Source organism: Caulobacter sp. BE264 (assembly GCF_031457805.1).
Lineage (GTDB): Bacteria > Pseudomonadota > Alphaproteobacteria > Caulobacterales > Caulobacteraceae > Caulobacter.
In genome coordinates this window covers 213,315-233,199 of record NZ_JAVDXI010000006.1, presented here as the reverse complement: position 1 = coordinate 233,199, position 19,885 = coordinate 213,315, and the positions used below count along the sequence as shown (strand labels likewise).

Genomic DNA, 19,885 nt, shown 5'->3' with positions numbered 1-19,885 from the left:
GTCCTGGAGAGCGAGGATATCGCGGTCAAGGCGTTCGCTTCGGCTGAAATCCGCCCGACGATTGGGGCGCGCTTTACCGGGCCACTTCGGCAAGAGGCTCGATACAGCGATTGGATGCCGCCACGCCATTTGGTCAGTGACCTTGTCGCAAGAGCGCACGGTTGCGGATTCTGGAGGTCATTGTCGGCGCCGCTGAAACCGCAGAGTGGAGGAGGGGCGCATTCTAGGGGCGCACACCCAACCGCACCACTGATGCAGAGCCCGCTGTGGCTTCTAGTCAGCGCCATCAGCCGAAAATTACGATGGCTTTTCAGGGTTTTAGGGATTTCGCCAGCGCTGAGGTTGAAGCCTCTCGCACTGAACCGCCTGCTTCGCCACGCGGAAAATTTCCGCTGTGAGCGTCGAGCAGATCAGCTTTTGTCTTTAGAAATCAGAGCTTTGGAGGTGGAGGCCCGGGCCGGAATCGAACCGGCGTGCACGGATTTGCAGTCCGCTGCGTCACCACTCCGCCACCGGGCCATCCGGGTGTCGACGCAAATCACGTCGGCGGGGGAGGGCGTTCGATACAGGAGCGCTTGCGGGGCTGCAACTGGCAATTCGCGGCTCGCAAAATGGGATGGCGAAAGTGGTGCGCGGCGCATCTGCGCGCGGGCGAACTGACTGGGATCTACAGGGCGGCGCGGAGGGCGTCCGAGGGAGACGCCTCTGCGGCGAATGTCAGGTGCAAGTCTCAACAAGGGGGGCTTAGTCGCGCCTTCGCGATCGCCTTCAAGGCCCACGGCGAACGCTGGCCGCTCGAAGGTGGGCCGGTCATGCCTCGTCTTGGAAGCCTCCGGCGGTTCCATGTCGACCTGCGTACAGGCTAGGTCCGATCTTGCAATCCACCAAAGCGCACCACCGCCTCAGTGCGATTTTTCGCGCCAGCCTCGCCAAGAATACCCTGGACGTGGAGCTTCACCGTAGCGAGTGAAATACCGAGCGCCTCGGCGATCTGCTTGTTGGTTTTGCCATCGAGCAGATGGCCCAGCACTTCGCGCTGGCGCTTAGAGAGGCGCGCGATGGAGGGACGCTCGGAGGCGCGCGCTTCGGGTCTTTTGATCCATGGAAAGTATTCGCCGCCCGCCATGACGAGGCGGAGGATCGCCACGCGCATCTCCTGTTTGGCGTTCTCGGGGATCAAGCCGTTGAATCGACGAGCATAGGCGAGCCTCGCGAGTGCAAGATCACACCACGCGGCGAACAGCACCCGGTGGCGAGCCTTGACGCGAGCGGCTTCGGAGATGGCGGCGAGCGGATCAGTCGCATCGCCCAGGTCGACCAAGAGCAGGTCAAAACAACGATCGTGAGGGAGCTCGAACCCGGACCCAACGCTGACCGCATCCGTATGCAACGCTTCTGAGACCAGTGCGGTCAGCATGGCCGATCGCACTGGTTCGGGGCTCACGACCGCAGCCCTCATGTCCAACACCCGCACCTAAACACAGATCACTCTGATCGCCTTCAATAACCACAAGGCATGTAAGGGCTTTCTCGAGTGGCGCCATCTGGCCCATCGGCTAGGATTTCGCGAATTTTACGGAAGGAGGTTGAGAGGAATCAATTTCGGGATCGCCTAGCCGAAGGGATAGCCCTCGCCAATAGCGGCTATGTCACGCTCTCTTCGAAGGACGATTCGAGGAAGTGATGCCGGTCAAGGAGATTCAATCCAAGGACGCGAATATTGCTCCCGATACTCAAGTTATCCTTACGCAGGGGCAGGGTGGCGCGTGTATCGTCCTTGAGGTCGATGCTCAGCGGCGTGTAACCGGCCTCTCTGGCCTGGGCATGCGTCCTAGTACTATCGGGGCGGACGTTCTTTGCGTGCTTCAGCAAGAGTTTGATGTGCCGTCGGACTGGGCGAAAGCCCTGGTCTTGGGCGCGCTTGAGGGGCGGGCGGGACGTACAATCTTTGCGGCTAAAGCAGGCGCGGTTGAGATGACGCTGGCCGCAACACCCCGGGGCGACCCGGCTGGCGGATATGGCGCCGCGATCACACTCTCGAGCGCCTCAGGTCTGTCGACGGCGCATGGGTGTGACGCACAAGATCGGCTGAACGCCATTCTCGACAACGCCGCTGACGCCATCTTGGTGATTAACACTGAGGGGATCATCGAGAACGCCAACCGCGCTACGGCGGCCCTGAGCGAATGGCCAGCAGAAATGCTGATCGGCCAGCCCTTGACGGTGTTGATGGGGGCTGACGATCAGGACCATCAGGCGCGGGTGTCGCAGTATCTGCTGACCGGGAAGAGCGGGATCCTCAATGTGGGCCCCCGACCCCTGACGATGATCACCCGTTCGGGCGCGGCGGTGCCGATCGAGTTGTCGGTCGGGGAGGCTCGGGTTGGCGGCGCCGTCAAGTTTGTGGGCATTTGCCGTGATATCCGCGAGCGTCTTCAGGTCGAGGCGGCGCTCCGGGTGGCTAACGAGCGCCTTCATGGACAGGTCGACGAGCTTCGCGCGCTTGGTCGTGACCTGGAGGAGCGCAAACGCACCCTCCAGGCGCTGACCAGCGAAGCCCAAGCGGCGCTCCGCGTCGCCGAACATGCCAATCAGGCCAAGTCTCGGTTCATCGCCACCATGAGCCATGAGCTGCGGACGCCATTGAATGGCGTTCTCGCGATCGCCGAAGCTCTGTCGAAGCGCGCTCTGCCCGCCGATGCGCTGGAACTGACCGAGTTGATCAAATCCTCTGGCGAGGGGCTCCTCTCGATTCTCAACGAGGTTCTCGACCTCGCTACAGTAGAGGCGGGCGCGCTGGCGCTGGACGTGGCGGCGATCTCCCCCGGCGAGGCGGTGTCAGCGGTCGCTGACGTCTGGCGTTTCGCGGCGGAGGCTAAGGGCCTCACCTTGACCTTGGAGGTGGCGAACCTGCCTTCGTTCGTGATGGCGGACGCCAAGCGGCTGCGCCAGATTCTCTCCAATCTGGTCAGCAATGCGATCAAGTTTACTGATCGCGGCACGGTCCACCTCTCGGCGATCGGCGGCCCAGAGCCAGGGCGGCTGCTGTTCTCGATCATCGACAGTGGACCAGGTATCAAGCCTCATCAGCGTGAAACGCTTTTTGAGCCTTTCGTCCAGGCCGATGCCGGCGCCACGCGTCGGCACGGCGGAACAGGTTTGGGCCTGACGATCTGTCGTGAGTTGATCACCCTGATGGGTGGTCGCATCTGGGCCGAGGCCGCCCCGACCGGCGGTACGGCCATGATCGTTGACGTGACGCTGCCGCTGGCTGCCGCGCCAGAGATCCTCTCGGCGGGGCCGGACGCGATCGAGACCTCGCCGCCGATCGCCGCGAACTTCGATCCGCTGATCTTGGTTGCGGAGGATCACCCGCTGAACCGCCGGGTGATCGCCATCCTGCTAGATGAGGCGGGGTTGCGTTATGAGTTCGCCGAGGACGGCGAAGCGGCCGTTGAAGCCGCCGCTTCGGGACGGTTCGATCTCATCTTGATGGATGTGCACATGCCGCGGCTGGATGGTCTGGCGGCGACGCAGCGGATTCGAGCGTTTGCCGATGCGCGCGGATCTATCCCCATCGTCGCCGTCACCGCGAACGCCGCCCCCGAGGAGATCGCCGCATGCCGGGCGGCGGGCATGGATGACTTCGTCGGCAAGCCCATCAGCGCTGAGGCGCTGTTCGCGGCCATTACTCGCTTGGCGCGTGCGTGACGGCGCGCGTGTTTTGGCGGAGGGCGCCTTGGCGACGACCGCGTATTACGCACGCGTGGATATGACGCCAGCCTCGCGCTCAAGAGCTGGGCCTCAGACTTTTAGGATGGGTCTGATCGGCGTCGCGCCACGCTATGTCTCGGCGTAGTCGAGGCCTTCACGCGCGGCCAATCGATGGCGGCTGGGATCGAAGACAAGGTTCACGACCGCAAGTCCCGCCAGGAGCCCGGCCAGGCCCGTTGCGAGGGCGAAGCCGTAGGCGGCGTCGCCGAAGCGGTCGCTGATCAGACCCATCATCCACGGGGAGATCACCGCGCTGACGCAGGTGAAGAACAGGATCACGCCCGAGACCGAGCCATGCTCGGCCTTCGGAAAGCAGCTGATGCCCTTGGAGTTGATCGTAGGATACAGCACCGACATGAACAGGCCCGAGATTGGCAGGCTGAAGACGGCGACAGCGCGTCCGCCGGCTAGGGCTGCGGTGAAGCAGACGAGGATCGCCACGCTGCAGATCGCCACCACCTGCGTCCATGACAGGCGGTTGAGCAGCCAGGCACCGAGGAAACGTCCGGCTGCGCGCAGGATGAAGAACACCGACAGGGCGTAGGCCGCCAACAGTACTGCAGGGCCCTTGTAGTCAGCCAGCAGGGTCGGCATCCAGACATAGATCGCCGTCTCGACGCCGACATACAGCATGATCGCGAAGCTGAAGGCCAAGGCATAAGGGTTGCCGAACATGGCCAGGGTCACCCGGGGATCCAGCTTCTGCTGCGCGGCCGGCGGGGTCTGCGGATAGCGCACGTTCAGTGCGGCGATGATCAGCAGCACGCACAGCACACCGGCGATCACGTATAGCCATTTCCAGGACGCGCCCTGGGCCAGGAGCGCGGTGACGATGGCCGGCCCGATGATGGCGCCGAGTCCAAAGAAGCCCTCGACCATGTTCATGGTCGCCGTGTGAGCGCGGGTCGAGGACGAGATGTCGCCGATCAGGGCGAGGGCCCCGGTCTTGAAGACGCCGATCGCCAGGCCCGACAGGAAGAGCAGGGCGACGAAGAAACCGAAATCCTTGCCGACCGCGAACAGGAAGGCCGTCACGGCGAAAGCCACAAGCCCCAGCACGATCGTCGCCTTGCGACCGAGCCGGTCGGCCAGAAAGCCCAGGCAGACCCCGCCCAGCGCGATCCCGGTCATGCTGGCGTAGTGGAACGATCCGGCTGCGGCCATGCCCAGATCGAAGGTCTTGATGACGTGCGGAATGATGACGCCGACCGAGTCGGTGGTCATCGCGAACATCATGAACATGAGATAGGTCAGGATGCGGATAAGGCGCGGATCGCGCGACGCATCGGAAACAGTCTGGGTCATGGCGTCAGCTCCTGGCGTCGTGTCGAAGGGCCAGCGCCACCGCGCCGAGCAGGCCTGAGTTTGCGCCAAGGCCTGGGGGCGCGACGAAAGCGTCGATCTGGGCGCGGGTTTCAAGCGGCGCGAGGTAGCCGGCCAGGCGCGTCTGCAGCTGCGTCCGCGTCTGCGCCAACAGCTGCGAATTGCCCCCGACGCCGCCGCCGATGATCACGCGACGGGGCGAGGCGATCAAGGCGAGGTTGGCGACGAGTTGAGCCAGATAGTCGGCGGCCAGCGCCCAGACCGGATCGTGGCTCGACAGAGACTCGCCGGGCGCGCCAGCCCGAGCGGCTAGGGCCGGCCCGCTGATCAGGCCTTCCAGGCAATCGCCATGGAACGGGCAGCAGCCGGCGAACGGATCGCGGGTCGCGTCCCGCCGGACCAGGATATGGCCGGCCTCGGGATGTAGCAGGCCGTGGGTCGGCGCGCCGTTGACGACGAGGCCAACACCGACCCCGGTCCCGACCGTGACATAGGCATAGTCCTCAAGTCCCCTGGCCGCGCCCCAGAGGCCCTCGGCCAGCGCCGCGCCATTGACGTCGGTGTCGAGGGCCAGCGGTCGGTCGAAGCGCCGAACAAGGCGTGGCGCCACGTCGGCGTGCGACCAGCCGGATTTGGGAGTCTTAAGGATGTGGCCCCAGTCCGGCGCGGCCGGATCCAGGCGGATGGGACCGAAACTGGCGACGCCGATCGCGTCGAAACGACCCTGCTCGGCGGCGAGGGCGTCCTCGATCCGCGCCAGGGTCTCGGCCGGCGTCGTGGTGGGGATACGGAGGGGCGGCGACAGGTCGTGCGGTCCCGATCCGAAGGCGACCATCACCTTGGTGCCGCCCAGCTCGATCGCAGCGATCCGGCTCATCGGGCGACCAGCCACCGGAGGCCATAAGGCGGCAGGCGGACCCGCCCGGTGGGCGCGGGGCCGTCGTCGAGCACGTCCTCGGCCTCTTGGACGAACGCCGAGGGAAGGTCGACCTCTTGCGGCGCGTCGGAGAGGTTGGCGAGGCACAGGAACGGCCGTGCGCCCTCGTCACGCACGAAGGCCAGGACCGCCGGCGCCGAGACCGTGATCGGACGGGCCGGACCGGCCACGCCGAACGCCGCCAGCCCTTGCGCGCGCCGGCTCAGCCTGGCGAAGGCGGCGAACAACTCGGCCTGCAGCGCGCCCGTCTCGTGTCGACGCTCGGCCAGCGACCAGTTCATCTGCGGGCGGTGCAGCCAGCGTCCGTCGCCGGCGCGCAACGGGTCGTCCTGATAGGCCTCGTCGTTATCGAGCCCGATCTCGTCGCCCATGTAGATCAGCGGCCAGCCATCCAGCGCGTAGATGATGCCGTACAGGAGGATGAGCCGCCGGGCGCCGAGGCTGTCGCCATCGGCGTCCGCCGTCAGGCCCGCCAGCGCGGCGGCCATGCCGTTGGTCGACGGAACGCCGCCTTTAGCGGTCTGGAAGGCACGTCCGCGCGAGAAGCTTTCGCCACGGCCGTAGGCGTTCGACCATCGCCGCAGATCGGCAGGCGAGGCGTATCCGGCCAGCGCGTTCCAGATCAGATCGTCATGGCACCGGACATAGTTCAGCCAAGCCCCTTGGGCTGGCTTGCGCGAGGCGACCGCCAGACAGCGCCGCGCGATAGAAGCGTCGCCGTCCGCCAGCGCCGCCCAGAGGGCCGTCATGACCACGTTGTTGTAGGCGAGATTGCAGCCGGGGGCTTCGCCGCCGAAGAACGGCAGGACATCCTCGACGCTCTCGATCGCCTCGGCCAGCAGCACGACGCCCGGCGCGACGATCGACAGGGCCGCGCGCCAGGCCTCGACGATGTCGTAGGTCTGCGGAAGGTTGCGGCAGGTGGTGCCCGCCTGTTTCCAGAGGAACGGGGCGCTGTCGAGCCGGAAGCCTTGCGCGCCCTTGGCCGCCAGGAAGATCAGCACGTCCAGCATCTCGGCGAAGACGGCGGGGTTGGCGTAGTTCAGGTCCCACTGGAACGGGTAGAAGGTGGTCCAGACATAGCCGCCCATCTCCGCGTCGTAAGTGAAGCTGCCGGGCGCGGTGTCGGGGAAGACGTCGATCAGCTCGCGATCACGCGCCGCCGCGCTCTGGGCGTCCGGCAGCACGATGTAGTAATCGCGATAGGCGGGATCGCCCGCGCGGGCCTTGACCGCCCAGGCATGCTCGCGGGCGGTATGGTTACAGACGACGTCGAGGATCAGGCCCATGTCGCGCTGGCGCAGGTCGCCCGCGAGGGCTTCCAGGTCGTCGATCGTGCCCAGGCGCGGATCGACCTTGCGGTAGTCGGCGACCGCGAAGCCGCCGTCACTGTCGCCGGGGCGCGGTTCCAGGAGCGGCAGCGGGTGAAGCCAGCGCACGCCCAGCTCAGACAGGTAGTCCAGCTTGCCGCGCACGCCGTTGAGGTCGCCGGCGAACCGGTCGACGTAGAAGGTGTAGGTGCTCTGACCCGAAGCGTGCAGCCAGGTCGGATCCGCCGCCCGCGCCGCATCGAGCGCCCGCAATGGTTCGGGCCGGGAATGGGCCGCGTCGAGAAGGCGCTTCTGCAAGCGCTCGAGAACAGCCGGACTGCGAGCGTCCTGCCCATAGACCTTGGTGAACCGCGCTTCGATGATCGGCCAAAGCGCCGCGAACCGGGCCTGGACGGCGTCGCTATGGGACGTGGGGGTCGTGGCGGTGGAAATCATGCCGAGACGCTCGCGAAGGAGTGGCCTCGCCAGGGCGTGGGGCGCGCTCTGGCGAGGCCGAGGCGCCGGCGGGGCAGGAAACCCGCCGGCGATGGGGACTAGAAGCTGTACCGAAGCGTCGCCGTGACGGTGCGGCCGTTGATCGAGCGGGCGCGGATCGCATTGACCGAGCCTCCCGTGATCGCGCCTTCCTCGGCCTCGGTCAGGCCGACCTTGTCGAACAGGTTGTTGGCGTTGACCGACAGCGACAGGGTCTCGGCCAGCTTGTACTCAGCGAAGGCGTTCACCTGGGCGTAGGCCGGGAAGATCAGCTGGTTGTCGTCCTGGGCGTAGGCCTTGGTGGTGCCGATGACGCTGGCGCCGATCGTGGCCTTATCATTGATCGTCCAGGTCGGGGCGAACTGGTAGACCCACTTGGCCTGGCGACGCGGCGTGTTGCCGACGACGGCGGGCGTCAGGGCGTCCTTGTCGATAACCGCATCGGTATAGGTGGCGCCGCCGGTGACGGAGACATCGCCGATCCGGTAGCTGGCCTCCAGTTCGATGCCCTTGGCCTTGTAGGTGCGGTCGAAGAACTTCTGGCTGGTGGCCTCGAAGTTCTGCTCCTGGGTGCGGGCCCAGAACGCGGTGGCGAACAGACCAAAGCCGGCGCGGCGATACTTCAGGCCGCCCTCGACCTGGTCGACCATGTCGACGGCGTCCTCCTTGGACACCGTGCCGTCGGCGCGGACCTTGCCGAACAGCAGGCGGTCGGCGTTGGCCCGGCCGCCGCGGCTGACGCGGGCGAAGGCGGCGACGTCGGGATTGAACTGGTAGTTCGCGCCCAGCGACCAGGAGGTGTAGCCCCAGTCGTAGTTGACCGGCGAGGCGTTGGCGTTGTCGATCACCGAGACGCTCTGCTCGACGGTCTGGATCACGCCGTCGCCATTGACGTCCACCGTGGCCTGCTTGGCGCCGGCATAGAGGCCGCGGGCCTTGCCCTCGTCGCGACGGAGGCTGGCGTCCAGGCTCAGAGCGCCGACGCGGCTCGACAGGCTCAGATACGGCGCGTCGATGTCGTAGGTGACGTCGTAGCGGCGGGTGCAGCAGTTGCCCCACAGCGGCACGCCATAGGCGGCCAGGCCCGTCTGGGTCAGCTTGGTTCCGGCGCTGTTATAGACGTCCAGCAGGGCGGCGTTGTCGCCCTTCACTTCCGAGACGAAGGTGTTCCACAGCCAGTCCATGGCGATGGTCTGGCGCGACTTGTAGTAGCCCACCGTCAGATCGATCACCGCAGCGCCCGTGTCGAAGCTACGCGACAGCTTCAGGTCGTTCATGGCGTTGCCGAAGTCGTTGATCTCGACGTCGAACATGTGGATGCGCATCGCTAGGCCATTGCCGTTCAGGCTGGCGGGCGAGGTGATCGCCTGACCGGCGCCGGGGCCGTTGGCGTAGCGCAGAGTCGCGCCCGCGCCGCCGATCGAGGTCGCCAGGGCCTGGGCCGAGAGAACCTCGGCGGGGAAGGGGGCGACAAAGCGTCCGGACGTCTTGGCGACCTTGAAGCGATCTTCGATCTTCCAGCCGCCGATATCGAACTTGGCCTCGGCGCCGAACTGCAGGGTGTCGGGGTGCATGCCGTCGGAGACCTTACTGCTCCGACGATTGCCGTCGCCGTCCAGGCCCGGATTGCGGGCCAGATAGATCGACTGCAGGTCATCCCGCCCGATGTCATAGCCGGCGAATGAGCCGATGTCGGGATCGCTGTTCGACCCGGTCACCCGCGTCGGCATCGGCAGATAGCCCACCGCGCGATCGTTCAGATACTTGACGTTCAGGCGGATAAAGCCGTTCTCGAAGTCCTTGGTCAGGTTGGCCTTGATCTGGCCGCCCTTTTCAGACGTGTACCCCGACTTCCGTGCACCTTCGCCTTCGCGATAGAAGCCGCCGACATGGAAGCGCAGTGTGTCGCTGAGCGGCGCGCCGTAGTCGAAGTCCAGGCGCGTGTGGTCGTAGCCGAGACCCTTGGTCAGGGCGATCTCGCCGCCCTCGACGTCACCGGTCTTGCTGATGAAGTTGATCACGCCGCCGGGCGAGTTGGAGGCGAAGGTCGAGGACGAACCGCCCCGCACCGACTCGATGCGTGAGACGTTCTGGTCGGCGCGCAGGAAGATGTCGGCGTTGCCGAACGCGATGTCGCCGAACTCCATCACGGGCAGGCCGTCTTCCTGCAGCTGCAGGAACTTGGCGCCGCCCGAGGCCACCGGGAGGCCGCGCACGGCGATGTTGGCGTTGCCGTCGCCGCCGGTGGCCTCCGATCGTACGCCGGGCAGGCCCCGGAAGATCTCAGCGGTCGAGCGCGGGGCCTGGGCCAGGATCTGGTCGGCCGACAGCGCGCTGACGGAGATGGACGAGTTCATCTTGGTCGCGCCATCGCGCGAGGCGGTGATGACGACCGAGTCGAGCTCGAGGACGTCCTGGTCGTTGGTCTTGCCGTTTTGTTGGGCATGAGCCGATAGCGGCAGAATGGCGAGCACCGCGGCGCCGACGAGCAGGCGGGACTTTTGCCGGTTCATATCTTCCTCCTCATGCGCCCTCGCTTCTTATGGCGGGGGCTTCGAGCGTGAGACTGGTGTCTTCGCAATCGATTGCGAAGATGGAAAATCAGCGCCGCCTCATTTTCGCAATCGATTGCGTTAAATTGGCAACAGTTACGCTTCCGGGATCGACGTGCCACGCACGACCAGCTCGGGCGGCATGAAGACTGACTCTGTCGGGGCGCCGGAAATCCGGCGGAACAGAAGATCCACCATGGCGCTCGCGCCCTTGGCCAGATCCTGGCGAACCGTGGTGAGAGGCGGGGCGCTGTAGCGCGCCAGGCTGATGTCATCGAAACCGACCACGGAAACCTCGGTCGGGACCGATCGGCCCGCAGCGTTCAGGGTGTTGATCGCCGTGACAGCGATCACGTCGGACGCCGCCAGAACACCGTCGAATTCCGCGCCGCTGTCGATCAGCGCGCGCACCGAGGGCTCGACCGACTCCACCGTGAAGTGGGCCGGAGCGCACAGCTCGGGCGAAGGGCTAAGGCCCGCCTCGTTCAGGGCTTGGAGATAGCCTTCTCGCCGCAGCTCGACCTCGGGCGCCCCAGGCGGACCCAGAAAGGCGATCCGTCGTCGACCCTGAGCGATCATGTGCTGGGTGGCCAGCCTCGCGCCGGCGATATTGTCTGAGCCGACGGTGCAGTAGCGGCGTTCCGGGAGGTCGCCGCCCCACACGACCAGCGGCCGATAGGTGTCGGCCAGCGCGTTCAAGGCGTCATGCTGGTCGCTTTGGCCGATGATCAGAAGGCCGTCAGAGCGGTGGGACTGCACGATCCGCCGCAACCAATCGGCGCGGGGCGCCACGACCTTGTTGAGCAGCACCTCGTAGCCGCGGCCGGTGATCTCATCGGCGAGACGGCCAATCATCTCCAGGAAGAATGGATCGCTGATCAGCTGGTCGCGCTCGTGGCCCAGGGGGACGATAAGGCCGATTGTATGGGTTTTCTGGAGACGTAAGCTCCGCGCCGACTGGTTGATCACATAGCCGTGCGTGCGGGCGAGCTCAGTGATCTGATCGCGCAGCGTCTGGGGAATGGAGGGGTTGCCCGCCAGGGCCCTCGAGACCGTCGAGGTCGACACCCCCGCCAGCTTGGCGATATCCGCCATCTTCAGGCGGGCCTGCTGGGGTTCAGTGGGGGCACGACTCATGTCGCCCAGCTTAGTTCAAGCCGTCGCCGCCACAACGGCCGGCTTGGTTTGGAGGCAGCGGCGCCTTGACCCGCTCCCACGCGTCCTACAGTCGTAACCGCCCGCACTTCCAGCGCTGAAGAGAGTAACCCGTGACGCTAGACGCCCCGCCAACTCCGGTTGCTCTCGTCGTGGTCGAAGCGCCCCGCTTGCCGCCGCTTTCGGGGCAGGAGGCGTTTTCGACCGCGCGCTATGACGCCCAGGCGCTGGGCGCCTCGGCGAGGCTCGATGCGGCGTTGAAAACAACGCCAGGTGTCTCGCTGTTCCGCAGGACCGGCAGCGACGCCGCCAATCCAACGATCCAGGGAATCTCGCTGCGCGGCGTGGCGCCATCGGGCGCCGGCAGGGCCTTGGTCACGCTGGATGGCGCGCCTCAGAACGATCCGTTCGGCGGGTGGGTGATCTGGACCGCCTTGCCGGGCGAGGGCCTGTCCGGCGCGACCATCGTGCGCGGCGCAGGCGCTGGCCCCTATGGCGCAGGCGCGCTGACGGGCGTGGTGGCGCTGCGCGAACGGGCGGCGGGCGGCGGCCTTTCGAGCTTCACCGCCCAGATCGGCGCGCGCGACAGCTGGCGCGGCGCGGCGACCTTCGGGACCGATCATCTCTTGCTGACGGCCAGCGGCTCGCGCACTGACGGATACTATCCGGTTCGCGGTGAGCGACGGGGCTCGGCTGATACGCCCACGACCTTGGACGATCGGTCTGTCGCAGTCAGGGCGCAAGGGGCGGGCGGCGCCGTACGCTGGGCGATCCGCGCTAGCGTATTTCAGGAGCGGCGGGACGCGGGCCTCGTAGGCGCTCGCTCGAACGCTACGGGCGGCTCTTTGACGGTCACCGCGGCGACCGAGGTTTGGCGAGTTCAAGCCTGGGCGCGACGCAGCGACCTTGAGAACACGTCCGTCGCCGTCGCGGCCGGCCGAATCTCGACAACGCCCGCCAACGACCAGTTTTCGACCCCGGCCACAGGGTATGGCCTCAACGCCGCTTGGCAGGGGCAAGAGGGTGATTGGAGCTGGGAGTTGGGCGGCGACGTCCGCACCGCCGAAGGGCGGGTCAATGAGCGCTTCCGTTATCAGTCCGGCGCCTTCACGCGGTTACGCCAGGCCGGCGGGCGCACGCTGGTGGGCGGCCTCTACGGCGAGGCCTCGCAAGTGAGCGAAGACCGCGCATTTATCTTCGGCGCGCGCCTGGATGGCTGGCGGTCCTACGCTGGCGTGCGGCGCGAGCGCGACCCTCTGACAACGACCGCGACCCTGGATGCGCCTATCGAGGATGCTTTGGGCGTTACGCCCACCGCCCGCGCCGGGCTGCGCCAGCGGCTCCATGGCGAGATCTGGTGGCGTGCGGCGGCCTATGCCGGTTTCCGGCCTCCGACCTTGAACGAACTGCACCGTCCCTTCCGGGTCGGCAACGACGTCACCGAGGCCAATGCGGCGCTGAAGCCGGAAACCCTCCACGGCGTCGAGGCCGGCCTGACGGGCGAGGGCGCCCTGCAATGGAACCTTGCCGTCTTCTACAATCAGGTGCGGGATCCCGTGACGAACGTGACCATCGGGGTCGGGCCTGGGACTTTTCCGGTCGCCGGCTTTATCCCGACGGGCGGGGTGCTACGCCAGCGGCGCAATGTCGGCGAGATAAACGCCTATGGTCTAGAGGGCGATGTCAGGGTGCAACTGTCCCCCGCCTGGACTGCGCGCGCCGCAGCCTCCTGGACCCACGCGCGTGTCGATGGCGCGAACGCTGCAGCGCAGTTGACCGGGAAGCGCCCCGCTCAGGCTCCAGCGTGGGCGGTGACCGCCGGGGCAGCTTGGAGTCCGCTCGAGCGACTGAGCGTCGATATCGACCTGCGATACGAAGGCATGCGCTACGAAGACGATCTCAACCTGCGTCGTCTGAAGGCCGGCGCTGGGTTGGACGCACGGGTCGGTTGGACGCTCTCGTCCGCAACCGAAATCTACGTGGCCGCCGAAAACTTGCTGAACCATAACCTTGCCGTCGGCCAGACGGCGGACGGCGTGATCAGCTACGCCGCGCCGCGCACGGTGTCATTCGGCTTCGCCTTGCGGCGATAGGCGGTCGCCGGGGTGTCGTTCTCCCGACACAGGAACGAGAGATGCAAGCCGCCCGTTGTCACCCTGCCAACCGATCCACGGTGCGGCCAATCGAAAAAGGGACGACGACCATGGGTGAGACCCCGAACAACCCGGAACGCATGCCGCAACAGGCGAACGACGCCCAACGTCAGCAGGCGGGTCAGCAAAATCAGCAGGGTGAGACGCGCCAGCCGCAACAGCAGCAGGACGATCGTCAGCAGACCCAGCCCGGCCAACAGAACCAGCAAGCCGACCGCGAGCGCCGTGGCGATCAAGGCGCTGACCGCGCCGGCGAAGACGACCTGACCAATGGCTCGACTGGCGGTGTGGACACCGGTGCGATCGAGCCCGGTCGCACCGACGACGGTGGCGCTGAACGCTAAGCGTCATCTATCGGGCCGGTCGCAAGACCGGCCCTTTCTCCCCAAAGAATCTAGGAGTGCGCACCTTGCACGGTGGCGAACGTCTTTCTCGTTTGGGCGCTTTCAGTGCTCAGTTTCCGGACGCCGAAGCGCTTCACCGCGCGTTGGCCCACTGGAACCACGCGCGCTTGGCGCCTGCTGCTCCCAGCCACGAATGGCGGCGCGATCTCGAGCGCGAGCATCAGATGCGCGAGGCGGAAGGTGCTTTCATCGAAGCGTTCCGCAGTCACATCGCGCCGCTGGTCGAGCAGACCCCGACGGGCGCTCAGGAGTTTGTCGCGTGGTTCGAAGCCTTAAAAGATCATGGTCCTGGTCAGTGGGATCCGCTGTTCGATTGGTTGGAGAGCCAGGCCACACTTGAAGACCTGAAGTGGTTCCTGACGCAGGAGGCCGCCGGAGAAGCGGGCTTTGACGACCTGGTGGCTATGACCCAGGTGAAGGTCCCTGATCGCGCTAAGCTCGAGCTGGCGCGAAACTATTGGGACGAGATGGGGCGAGGCAGCGCGCGAGGCATGCACGGACCCATGCTGACACGCACTACGTCTATGCTAGGCCTGACACCGACGATCGATGCAACCCTGTGGCAGTCGCTGTGCTTGGCGAACACCATGACCGCGTTTGCGACGACGCGACGCTATGTCTGGCACTCGATCGGCGCCTTGGGCGTGGTGGAGCTGACCGCGCCGACACGGGTGGCGTGCGTCGACGCTGGTCTGAAGCGGGCGGGTGTCGCGCCTGAGGCGCGAAAGTACTTCGCTCTCCATGCCCAGCTCGATGTTGAGCATTCCAAGGCTTGGAACGCCGAGGCGCTGGTTCCGCTCGTGGAGGAAGACCCGTCCCGCGCACGCTTCATCGCTGAGGGCGCGTTGATGCGCCTGATCTGCGGGGAGCAGTGCTTCGACACCTATCGCGCCCACCTCTGGGCCCACACTCACCCGCTGGTCTACGCCGCCGAGTAGTCCTGGCGCTCAGGGGGCCGTCGCCGCGCGCCCGCTGCGAAGCGCGCCCTTGCAGCGATCGGAGCAGGTCTTCACCTGATCCCAGTCGCGCGCCCACTTTCGTCGCCACGAGAAGGGGCGGCCGCAAGCCGCGCAGGTCTTGTCGGGCATAGTGGCCTTGGGGCGCTTGGCGGCTTTCATATGAGCCCTCCGGCGAGGTGACGCTCGTAATACGCGGCTGGTCTGAGATCGGACGTGGGCGCGGGCCTCTTAAAGTTGCGGAACCGTTCGCTCGGTCCTGGCTTCCTCAAGAAAGTGCGGAGCAGCACGATGCCCAAGGACACCGCTTTCGAGAGGTCGATCGATGCGACCTTAGTCTATGTGAACGACGATGACCCCGGCGTCCGTCGATCACTAGCGGCCGATGGCTGGCGGTACTTCGGCGTTGACGGAAAACGGCTGAAGGATCCCGATGTGTTGGCGCGGATCCAAGCGTTGGCGATCCCGCCCGCCTGGACCGAGGTATGGATCTGCCCGGCCGCCAATGGCCATATCCAGGCGACCGGGCGGGACGCAAAGGGACGCAAGCAGTATCGCTATCATCAGGCTTGGCGACATGATCGAGACGGGACGAAGTTCGAGCGCATGATTGCGTTCGGCCGCGCGCTGCCTCGCCTTCGCGCGCGGATCGAGAAGGACCTGAGGCGACGCGACCTGCCGCGCGAGAAGGTCATCGCCGCTGTCGTGCGGTTGATGGAGCTGACTCTGATCCGGGTTGGCAACGAGGTCTATGTCAGAGAAAACAAGAGCTTCGGTCTGACAACCCTGCGAGATCGGCACGCCATTCTCACGGGCGTTGGCGGCACGTTCGAATTCAAGGGCAAGAGCGGCAAGACGCACAAGACCGGGTTCCGTGACCGCCGGTTGGCCCGCATTGTGAAAGCCTGTCGGGACATTCCCGGCCAGCGCCTGTTCCAGTACTTCGACGTGGAGGGCGTGCGCCGGTCGGTCGAATCCGCTGACGTGAACGCCTACATCCGGGAGGCGATGGGGGAGAACTTCTCGGCCAAGGATTTTCGTACCTGGGCTGGCACGCTGGGCGCCGCCCGCGCGCTGTGTCAGCGCCCCCGCGCCGCCAGCGCGTCCGAAGCCAAACGGAACGTCGCCGCGTGTGTGAAGGCCGTCGCCGGCCTCTTGGGTAACACGGCCGCCGTGTGTCGCGGCTCGTATATTCATCCACTTGTGCTGGAGGCCTATGAACAGGGCGCGTTGCCGCTGAAGCCAGGTCGGTCTGCGCGCGCCTTCGAACTGGCCGTGATCCGCTTTCTGGAGGCCGCGCAGGCCTCATGCCGCGACGATCTCCGGAACGCGGAGCTCAGACCTTCCGTTTGACCCCTATTATTTGGGAGGAATGCTCATGGCCGCCGGTCGACCTACCTGGCAGGGGCATCTGCGTCTGTCGCTTGTGACATGTCCCGTCGCGCTTTTCACCGCCACCGACTCCCAAGGCGATGTGCGCTTCAACATGCTGCACAAGACCACGCATAACCGGATCCGGATGGTCCCGACGGACCCGGACCTTGGCCCGATCGAGCGCGCCGATATCGTCAAGGGCTACGCCTACGAAAAGGACAAGTACGTGGTCGTCACCCAGGACGAGATCGACAGCGTCCGGCTGGAGAGCACCCGCACGATTGACATCGAGCGTTTTGTCTCGGCCGCCGAGATCGACCGTCTGTATTGGGACAACCCCTATTTCCTCGTACCCGACGGCAAGCTGGCCGCTGAGGCCTATGCTGTGATCCGCGAGGCGATGCGCAAGGAAGGTCAGGTTGCGCTTGGCCGCGTCGTCATGCACCAGCGTGAGCGCCTCCTGGCGATCGAGCCGCGCGACAACGGCATGGTGGCCTGGAGCCTTCGCACGCACCGGGAGGTGCGGGACGCAGCCGACTACTTCGATGACATCCCCGATCTCAAGGCCGACGCGGCCATGATCCAGATCGCCCAGAAGATCATCGAGCAGAAAGAGGGGCCCTTCGATCCCGAACAGTTCAATGATCGCTACGAGGACGCGCTGCGCGACCTGATTGCCGAGAAGCGCAAAGGCAAGAGCCGCCAGATCACGGTCGAGGCCCCGGAAGAGACCAATGTCGTGGATCTGATGGAGGCGCTGCGCCGCAGTTTGGGTGATGCGCCCAAGCCTCGCAAAACGGTGCGGAGCAAGGCTTCCAAGCCGGTGCGCAAGAAGGCCAGCTAGGGTTTCGCCTTTTCCAGTTTGCGGATCGCCTGCACCAGGCTGCGATCGCTGTCCGAATAGGCGTCCCAAGCGTCCAGATCTTTGAGGAGGTCCGGCGCCGTAGCCAGGTTAAACCGCGACGGATCAAGACCTTTGCGAACCTGCGTCCAGTTCAAAGGCCAGGACACCGGCGCGCCCGGACGGGCCCGGGGGGACATCGGCGCGACGGCGGTGCTCATCCGGTCATTGCGCAGATAGTCAAGAAAGATACGGCCGCCGCGATCCTTCTTGGCCATGCTGATCAGGTAGCGGTCGGGGCTGTCGGCGGCCATGCGGGCGCAGACCTCGCGGGCGAACGCCTTGGCTGCGTCCCACTCCACGCCCTCGGCCTTCACGGGCGTAACGACATGGAGGCCTTTGCCGCCCGTCGTCTTGCAGAAAGGCGTCAGGCCCAGCGCTTCGAGGCGGTCGCGGATCTCCCGCGCAGCTTCCACCACGGCGTCGAAGTCAACGTCAGGGCCCGGATCGAGGTCGAACACGAGGCGTCCGGGGATCTCCGGTTCGTTCGGCGCGCAGTTCCAGGGATGCAGCTCCGTCGCGCCCCACTGGGCGGCGGCCACCAAGCTCTCGAGGGTGTTAAACACGAGGTAGGGCTTGCGGTCGCCCTTGACGGTAACCGCGTCGATCAGCGCCGATACGCCCTTGCCGGCGTGGCGTTGAAAGAAAGTCTCGCCGTCGATCCCGTCTGGAGTTCGAATGACCGAGCAGGGGCGGCCCCGGATATGGTCGAGCATCCATGCGCCGACGGTTTCGAAGTACTCAGCCAACTGCAGTTTGGCGCCTGGTCCATCGCCGTTGACCTGGGGCCATAACGCCTTGTCGGGATTGGAGATCGAAACGCCTCGCACCACCGCCTTGCCGCGCGGCTTCCCGGCGGGAACAGGAGCGGCCAGTTCAGCATGCTCCACAGGCGCCGGCGCCTCGGCTTTGACGGCCGTGGCGGGCTTGTCCTCTCGCAGCCCTTTGAAAGACGCCTGTCGCACCGCGCCCTCTCCCGTGAACCCCGCAAACTCTATCTCGGCGACGAGCTTGGGCTCTACCCAGTGAACGCCGGCCCCGCCGCGCGGCGCGCCTTGTCCACTGAAGGGCGAGGCCTTTCGCGCCAGGCGCCTGAGGGCGGGGACAAGCTTGGCCACCTTTTCGCGACTAAATCCCGTACCAACGCGCCCGACATGGGCGAGATGACCGTCGCGGTAGACGCCGACGATCAAGGAGCGAAACGCCTCGCCCGTCGTGGTCCAGCCGCCGATGACCACCTCGTGGCCCGCCCGGCACTTGGCCTTGGTCCAGGCCGCGCTCTTGCCCGACCGATAGGGAGCATCCAGCCGTTTGGAGACGACGCCCTCCAGGGACATCCGGCAGGCAGACTGCAGCACCGCCTCGCCGCCGCTGGTGAAGTGCTCGACATAGCGGATGTGATCGCTGGTTTTCGGCAAGAGCGCCTTGAGCCGGGTCTTTCGCTCCCCGAGCGGCAGATCCACCAGCGACTCGTCAGCGGCGTGCAGCAGGTCGAAGGCGAAGAAAATCAGATTGTCGGTATCTTCGTCGGACAGCGCCGCTTGCAGTCCCGCGAACGAAGGGGAGCCCTCGGTGTCAAGGGCGACGACCTCGCCGTCGATCAGGGCGTCGGGGAGGCTCGCGGCGTCCTGCACAAGCCTCGGAAAGCGATCGCTCCAGTCCAGGCCCGTCCGGGTGCGAAGCGTGGCTCGGCCAGCCTGCACGCGCAGCTGCATGCGGTAGCCGTCGAACTTGATCTCGTGGGCCCAACCCGCGCCTGTGGGCGGGCGATCGACCAGTTTGCACAGCTGAGGCGGGACGAAGGTCGGCATCGCCGCCACGGGCTTCGCTTTCGCCCGGGGGTTGGCGCGGGCCGGTGTAGCCTTCTTCCCTTCAGAGGGCGGTGAGGGTCCAGCGGTGTTCCAGACCGCGTCGGAGGGCTGGCCTTGCTTGGTCATGAAGGGCGCGGGCGCACGGCCTTGGCCGGCGGCGATCTGTTCCATGGTACGGCCGGACGCAATCGACACGGCGGACGTCTCCAGGAAGTCCGCGTCGTCGTCCTTCGCGAACCCATCGCGATGCTTGATTAGCAGCCAGTTCTCGCGTTTTCCGCCCGAGCGATCATTCTTGATCCGCACCAGCACCCAGCCGCCCTTCATCCGTTCGCCCGCGAAGACCAGCTTGATCTCGCCCCGCTTGAGGCCCTTCTTGAGATCGAAGCCGGGCTCCGGCGCCCACCAGCCGCGATCCCAGAGCATGACCGTGCCGCCGCCGTATTGCCCTTCCGGGATCACGCCCTCGAAGTCGCCGTAGGCGAGGGGGTGGTCCTCCACCTTGACCGCTAACCGCTTGTCCTGTGGATCGCGCGACGGGCCTCGGGTCACGGCCCACGACAGGAACACGCCCTCGTGCTCCAGCCGGAGGTCGTAGTGCAGGCGTGTGGCCGCGTGCTTCTGGATGACGAACCGGGCGCTGGTCGACGCCGCGACGGCGGCATCGTCCGACGGTTCGGCGGTGACAGTGAAGTCACGCTTAGCCCGATAGGCCTCCAGCTTGCGCGCGGCCACGGCCT

At 66.0% G+C, this 19,885-nt stretch carries 14 protein-coding genes and 1 tRNA gene; 6 read left to right on the top strand and 9 right to left on the bottom strand.

The window, feature by feature from the left end:
* Positions 1-445: 445 nt before the first annotated feature.
* Together J2X45_RS15885 and J2X45_RS15880 are read right to left on the bottom strand one after the other, a co-directional pair.
* Positions 446-519: transfer RNA gene (locus J2X45_RS15885), tRNA-Cys, on the bottom strand.
* 343 nt (positions 520-862) lie between these two features.
* On the bottom strand, positions 863-1,417 hold the full coding sequence (locus J2X45_RS15880) for a response regulator transcription factor (protein WP_310216560.1): 555 nt from the start codon (positions 1,415-1,417) through the stop codon (positions 863-865).
* 266 nt (positions 1,418-1,683) lie between these two features.
* On the opposite strand from J2X45_RS15880, the gene J2X45_RS15875 reads away from it, so the two are divergent.
* Positions 1,684-3,711, top strand: a complete 2,028-nt coding sequence (locus J2X45_RS15875) for an ATP-binding protein (protein WP_310216557.1) — start codon at positions 1,684-1,686, stop codon at positions 3,709-3,711.
* Positions 3,712-3,843: 132 nt separating this feature from the next.
* On the opposite strand, the gene J2X45_RS15870 is transcribed toward J2X45_RS15875, so the two are convergent.
* From J2X45_RS15870 to J2X45_RS15850, 5 genes are all read right to left on the bottom strand, one after another.
* Entirely contained in the window at positions 3,844-5,079 is a 1,236-nt protein-coding gene (locus tag J2X45_RS15870) for a sugar MFS transporter (RefSeq protein WP_310216555.1), read from the bottom strand.
* A 4-nt stretch (positions 5,080-5,083) separates the two neighbouring features.
* Positions 5,084-5,989 carry an ROK family protein gene (locus J2X45_RS15865; protein WP_310216554.1) on the bottom strand — a complete coding sequence of 302 codons (906 nt, stop codon included), beginning with the start codon at positions 5,987-5,989 and terminating at the stop codon, positions 5,084-5,086.
* On the bottom strand, positions 5,971-7,800 hold the full coding sequence (locus tag J2X45_RS15860; protein ID WP_310216553.1) for an alpha-amylase family glycosyl hydrolase: 1,830 nt from the start codon (positions 7,798-7,800) through the stop codon (positions 5,971-5,973). Before J2X45_RS15860 ends, J2X45_RS15865 begins: the two co-directional genes overlap by 19 nt.
* A gap of 98 nt (positions 7,801-7,898) precedes the next feature.
* Positions 7,899-10,352 carry a TonB-dependent receptor gene (locus J2X45_RS15855; RefSeq protein ID WP_310216550.1) on the bottom strand — a complete coding sequence of 818 codons (2,454 nt, stop codon included), beginning with the start codon at positions 10,350-10,352 and terminating at the stop codon, positions 7,899-7,901.
* A gap of 135 nt (positions 10,353-10,487) precedes the next feature.
* Complete coding sequence (locus J2X45_RS15850) at positions 10,488-11,528, bottom strand: LacI family DNA-binding transcriptional regulator (RefSeq protein WP_310216548.1); 1,041 nt, start codon at positions 11,526-11,528, stop codon at positions 10,488-10,490.
* Positions 11,529-11,659: 131 nt separating this feature from the next.
* Here J2X45_RS15850 and J2X45_RS15845 point away from each other — a divergent pair, with 131 nt between their 5' ends.
* The 3 genes from J2X45_RS15845 to J2X45_RS15835 all read left to right on the top strand — a co-directional run bounded on the left by J2X45_RS15845 (position 11,660) and on the right by J2X45_RS15835 (position 15,041).
* A complete protein-coding gene (locus J2X45_RS15845) occupies positions 11,660-13,639 on the top strand; it encodes a TonB-dependent receptor plug domain-containing protein (RefSeq protein ID WP_310216543.1) in 1,980 nt (659 codons plus the stop codon).
* Between the two features lie 41 nt (positions 13,640-13,680).
* A complete protein-coding gene (locus J2X45_RS15840; RefSeq protein ID WP_310216541.1) occupies positions 13,681-14,043 on the top strand; it encodes a hypothetical protein in 363 nt (120 codons plus the stop codon).
* Positions 14,044-14,210: 167 nt separating this feature from the next.
* Entirely contained in the window at positions 14,211-15,041 is an 831-nt protein-coding gene (locus J2X45_RS15835) for an iron-containing redox enzyme family protein (RefSeq protein WP_310216539.1), read from the top strand.
* Between the two features lie 9 nt (positions 15,042-15,050).
* On the opposite strand, the gene J2X45_RS15830 is transcribed toward J2X45_RS15835, so the two are convergent.
* On the bottom strand, positions 15,051-15,221 hold the full coding sequence (locus tag J2X45_RS15830; RefSeq protein WP_310216536.1) for a DUF2256 domain-containing protein: 171 nt from the start codon (positions 15,219-15,221) through the stop codon (positions 15,051-15,053).
* Between the two features lie 129 nt (positions 15,222-15,350).
* Here J2X45_RS15830 and J2X45_RS15825 point away from each other — a divergent pair, with 129 nt between their 5' ends.
* Both J2X45_RS15825 and J2X45_RS15820 read left to right on the top strand, forming a co-directional pair.
* On the top strand, positions 15,351-16,412 hold the full coding sequence (locus J2X45_RS15825; RefSeq protein ID WP_310216533.1) for a DNA topoisomerase IB: 1,062 nt from the start codon (positions 15,351-15,353) through the stop codon (positions 16,410-16,412).
* A gap of 25 nt (positions 16,413-16,437) precedes the next feature.
* A complete protein-coding gene (locus J2X45_RS15820; protein ID WP_310216531.1) occupies positions 16,438-17,277 on the top strand; it encodes a Ku protein in 840 nt (279 codons plus the stop codon).
* Here J2X45_RS15820 and ligD read toward each other — a convergent pair.
* Positions 17,274-19,880: a DNA ligase D gene (ligD, locus tag J2X45_RS15815; protein WP_310216530.1), complete on the bottom strand. Its 2,607-nt coding sequence runs from the start codon at positions 19,878-19,880 to the stop codon at positions 17,274-17,276. The genes J2X45_RS15820 and ligD overlap by 4 nt on opposite strands.
* Positions 19,881-19,885: the final 5 nt, after the last annotated feature.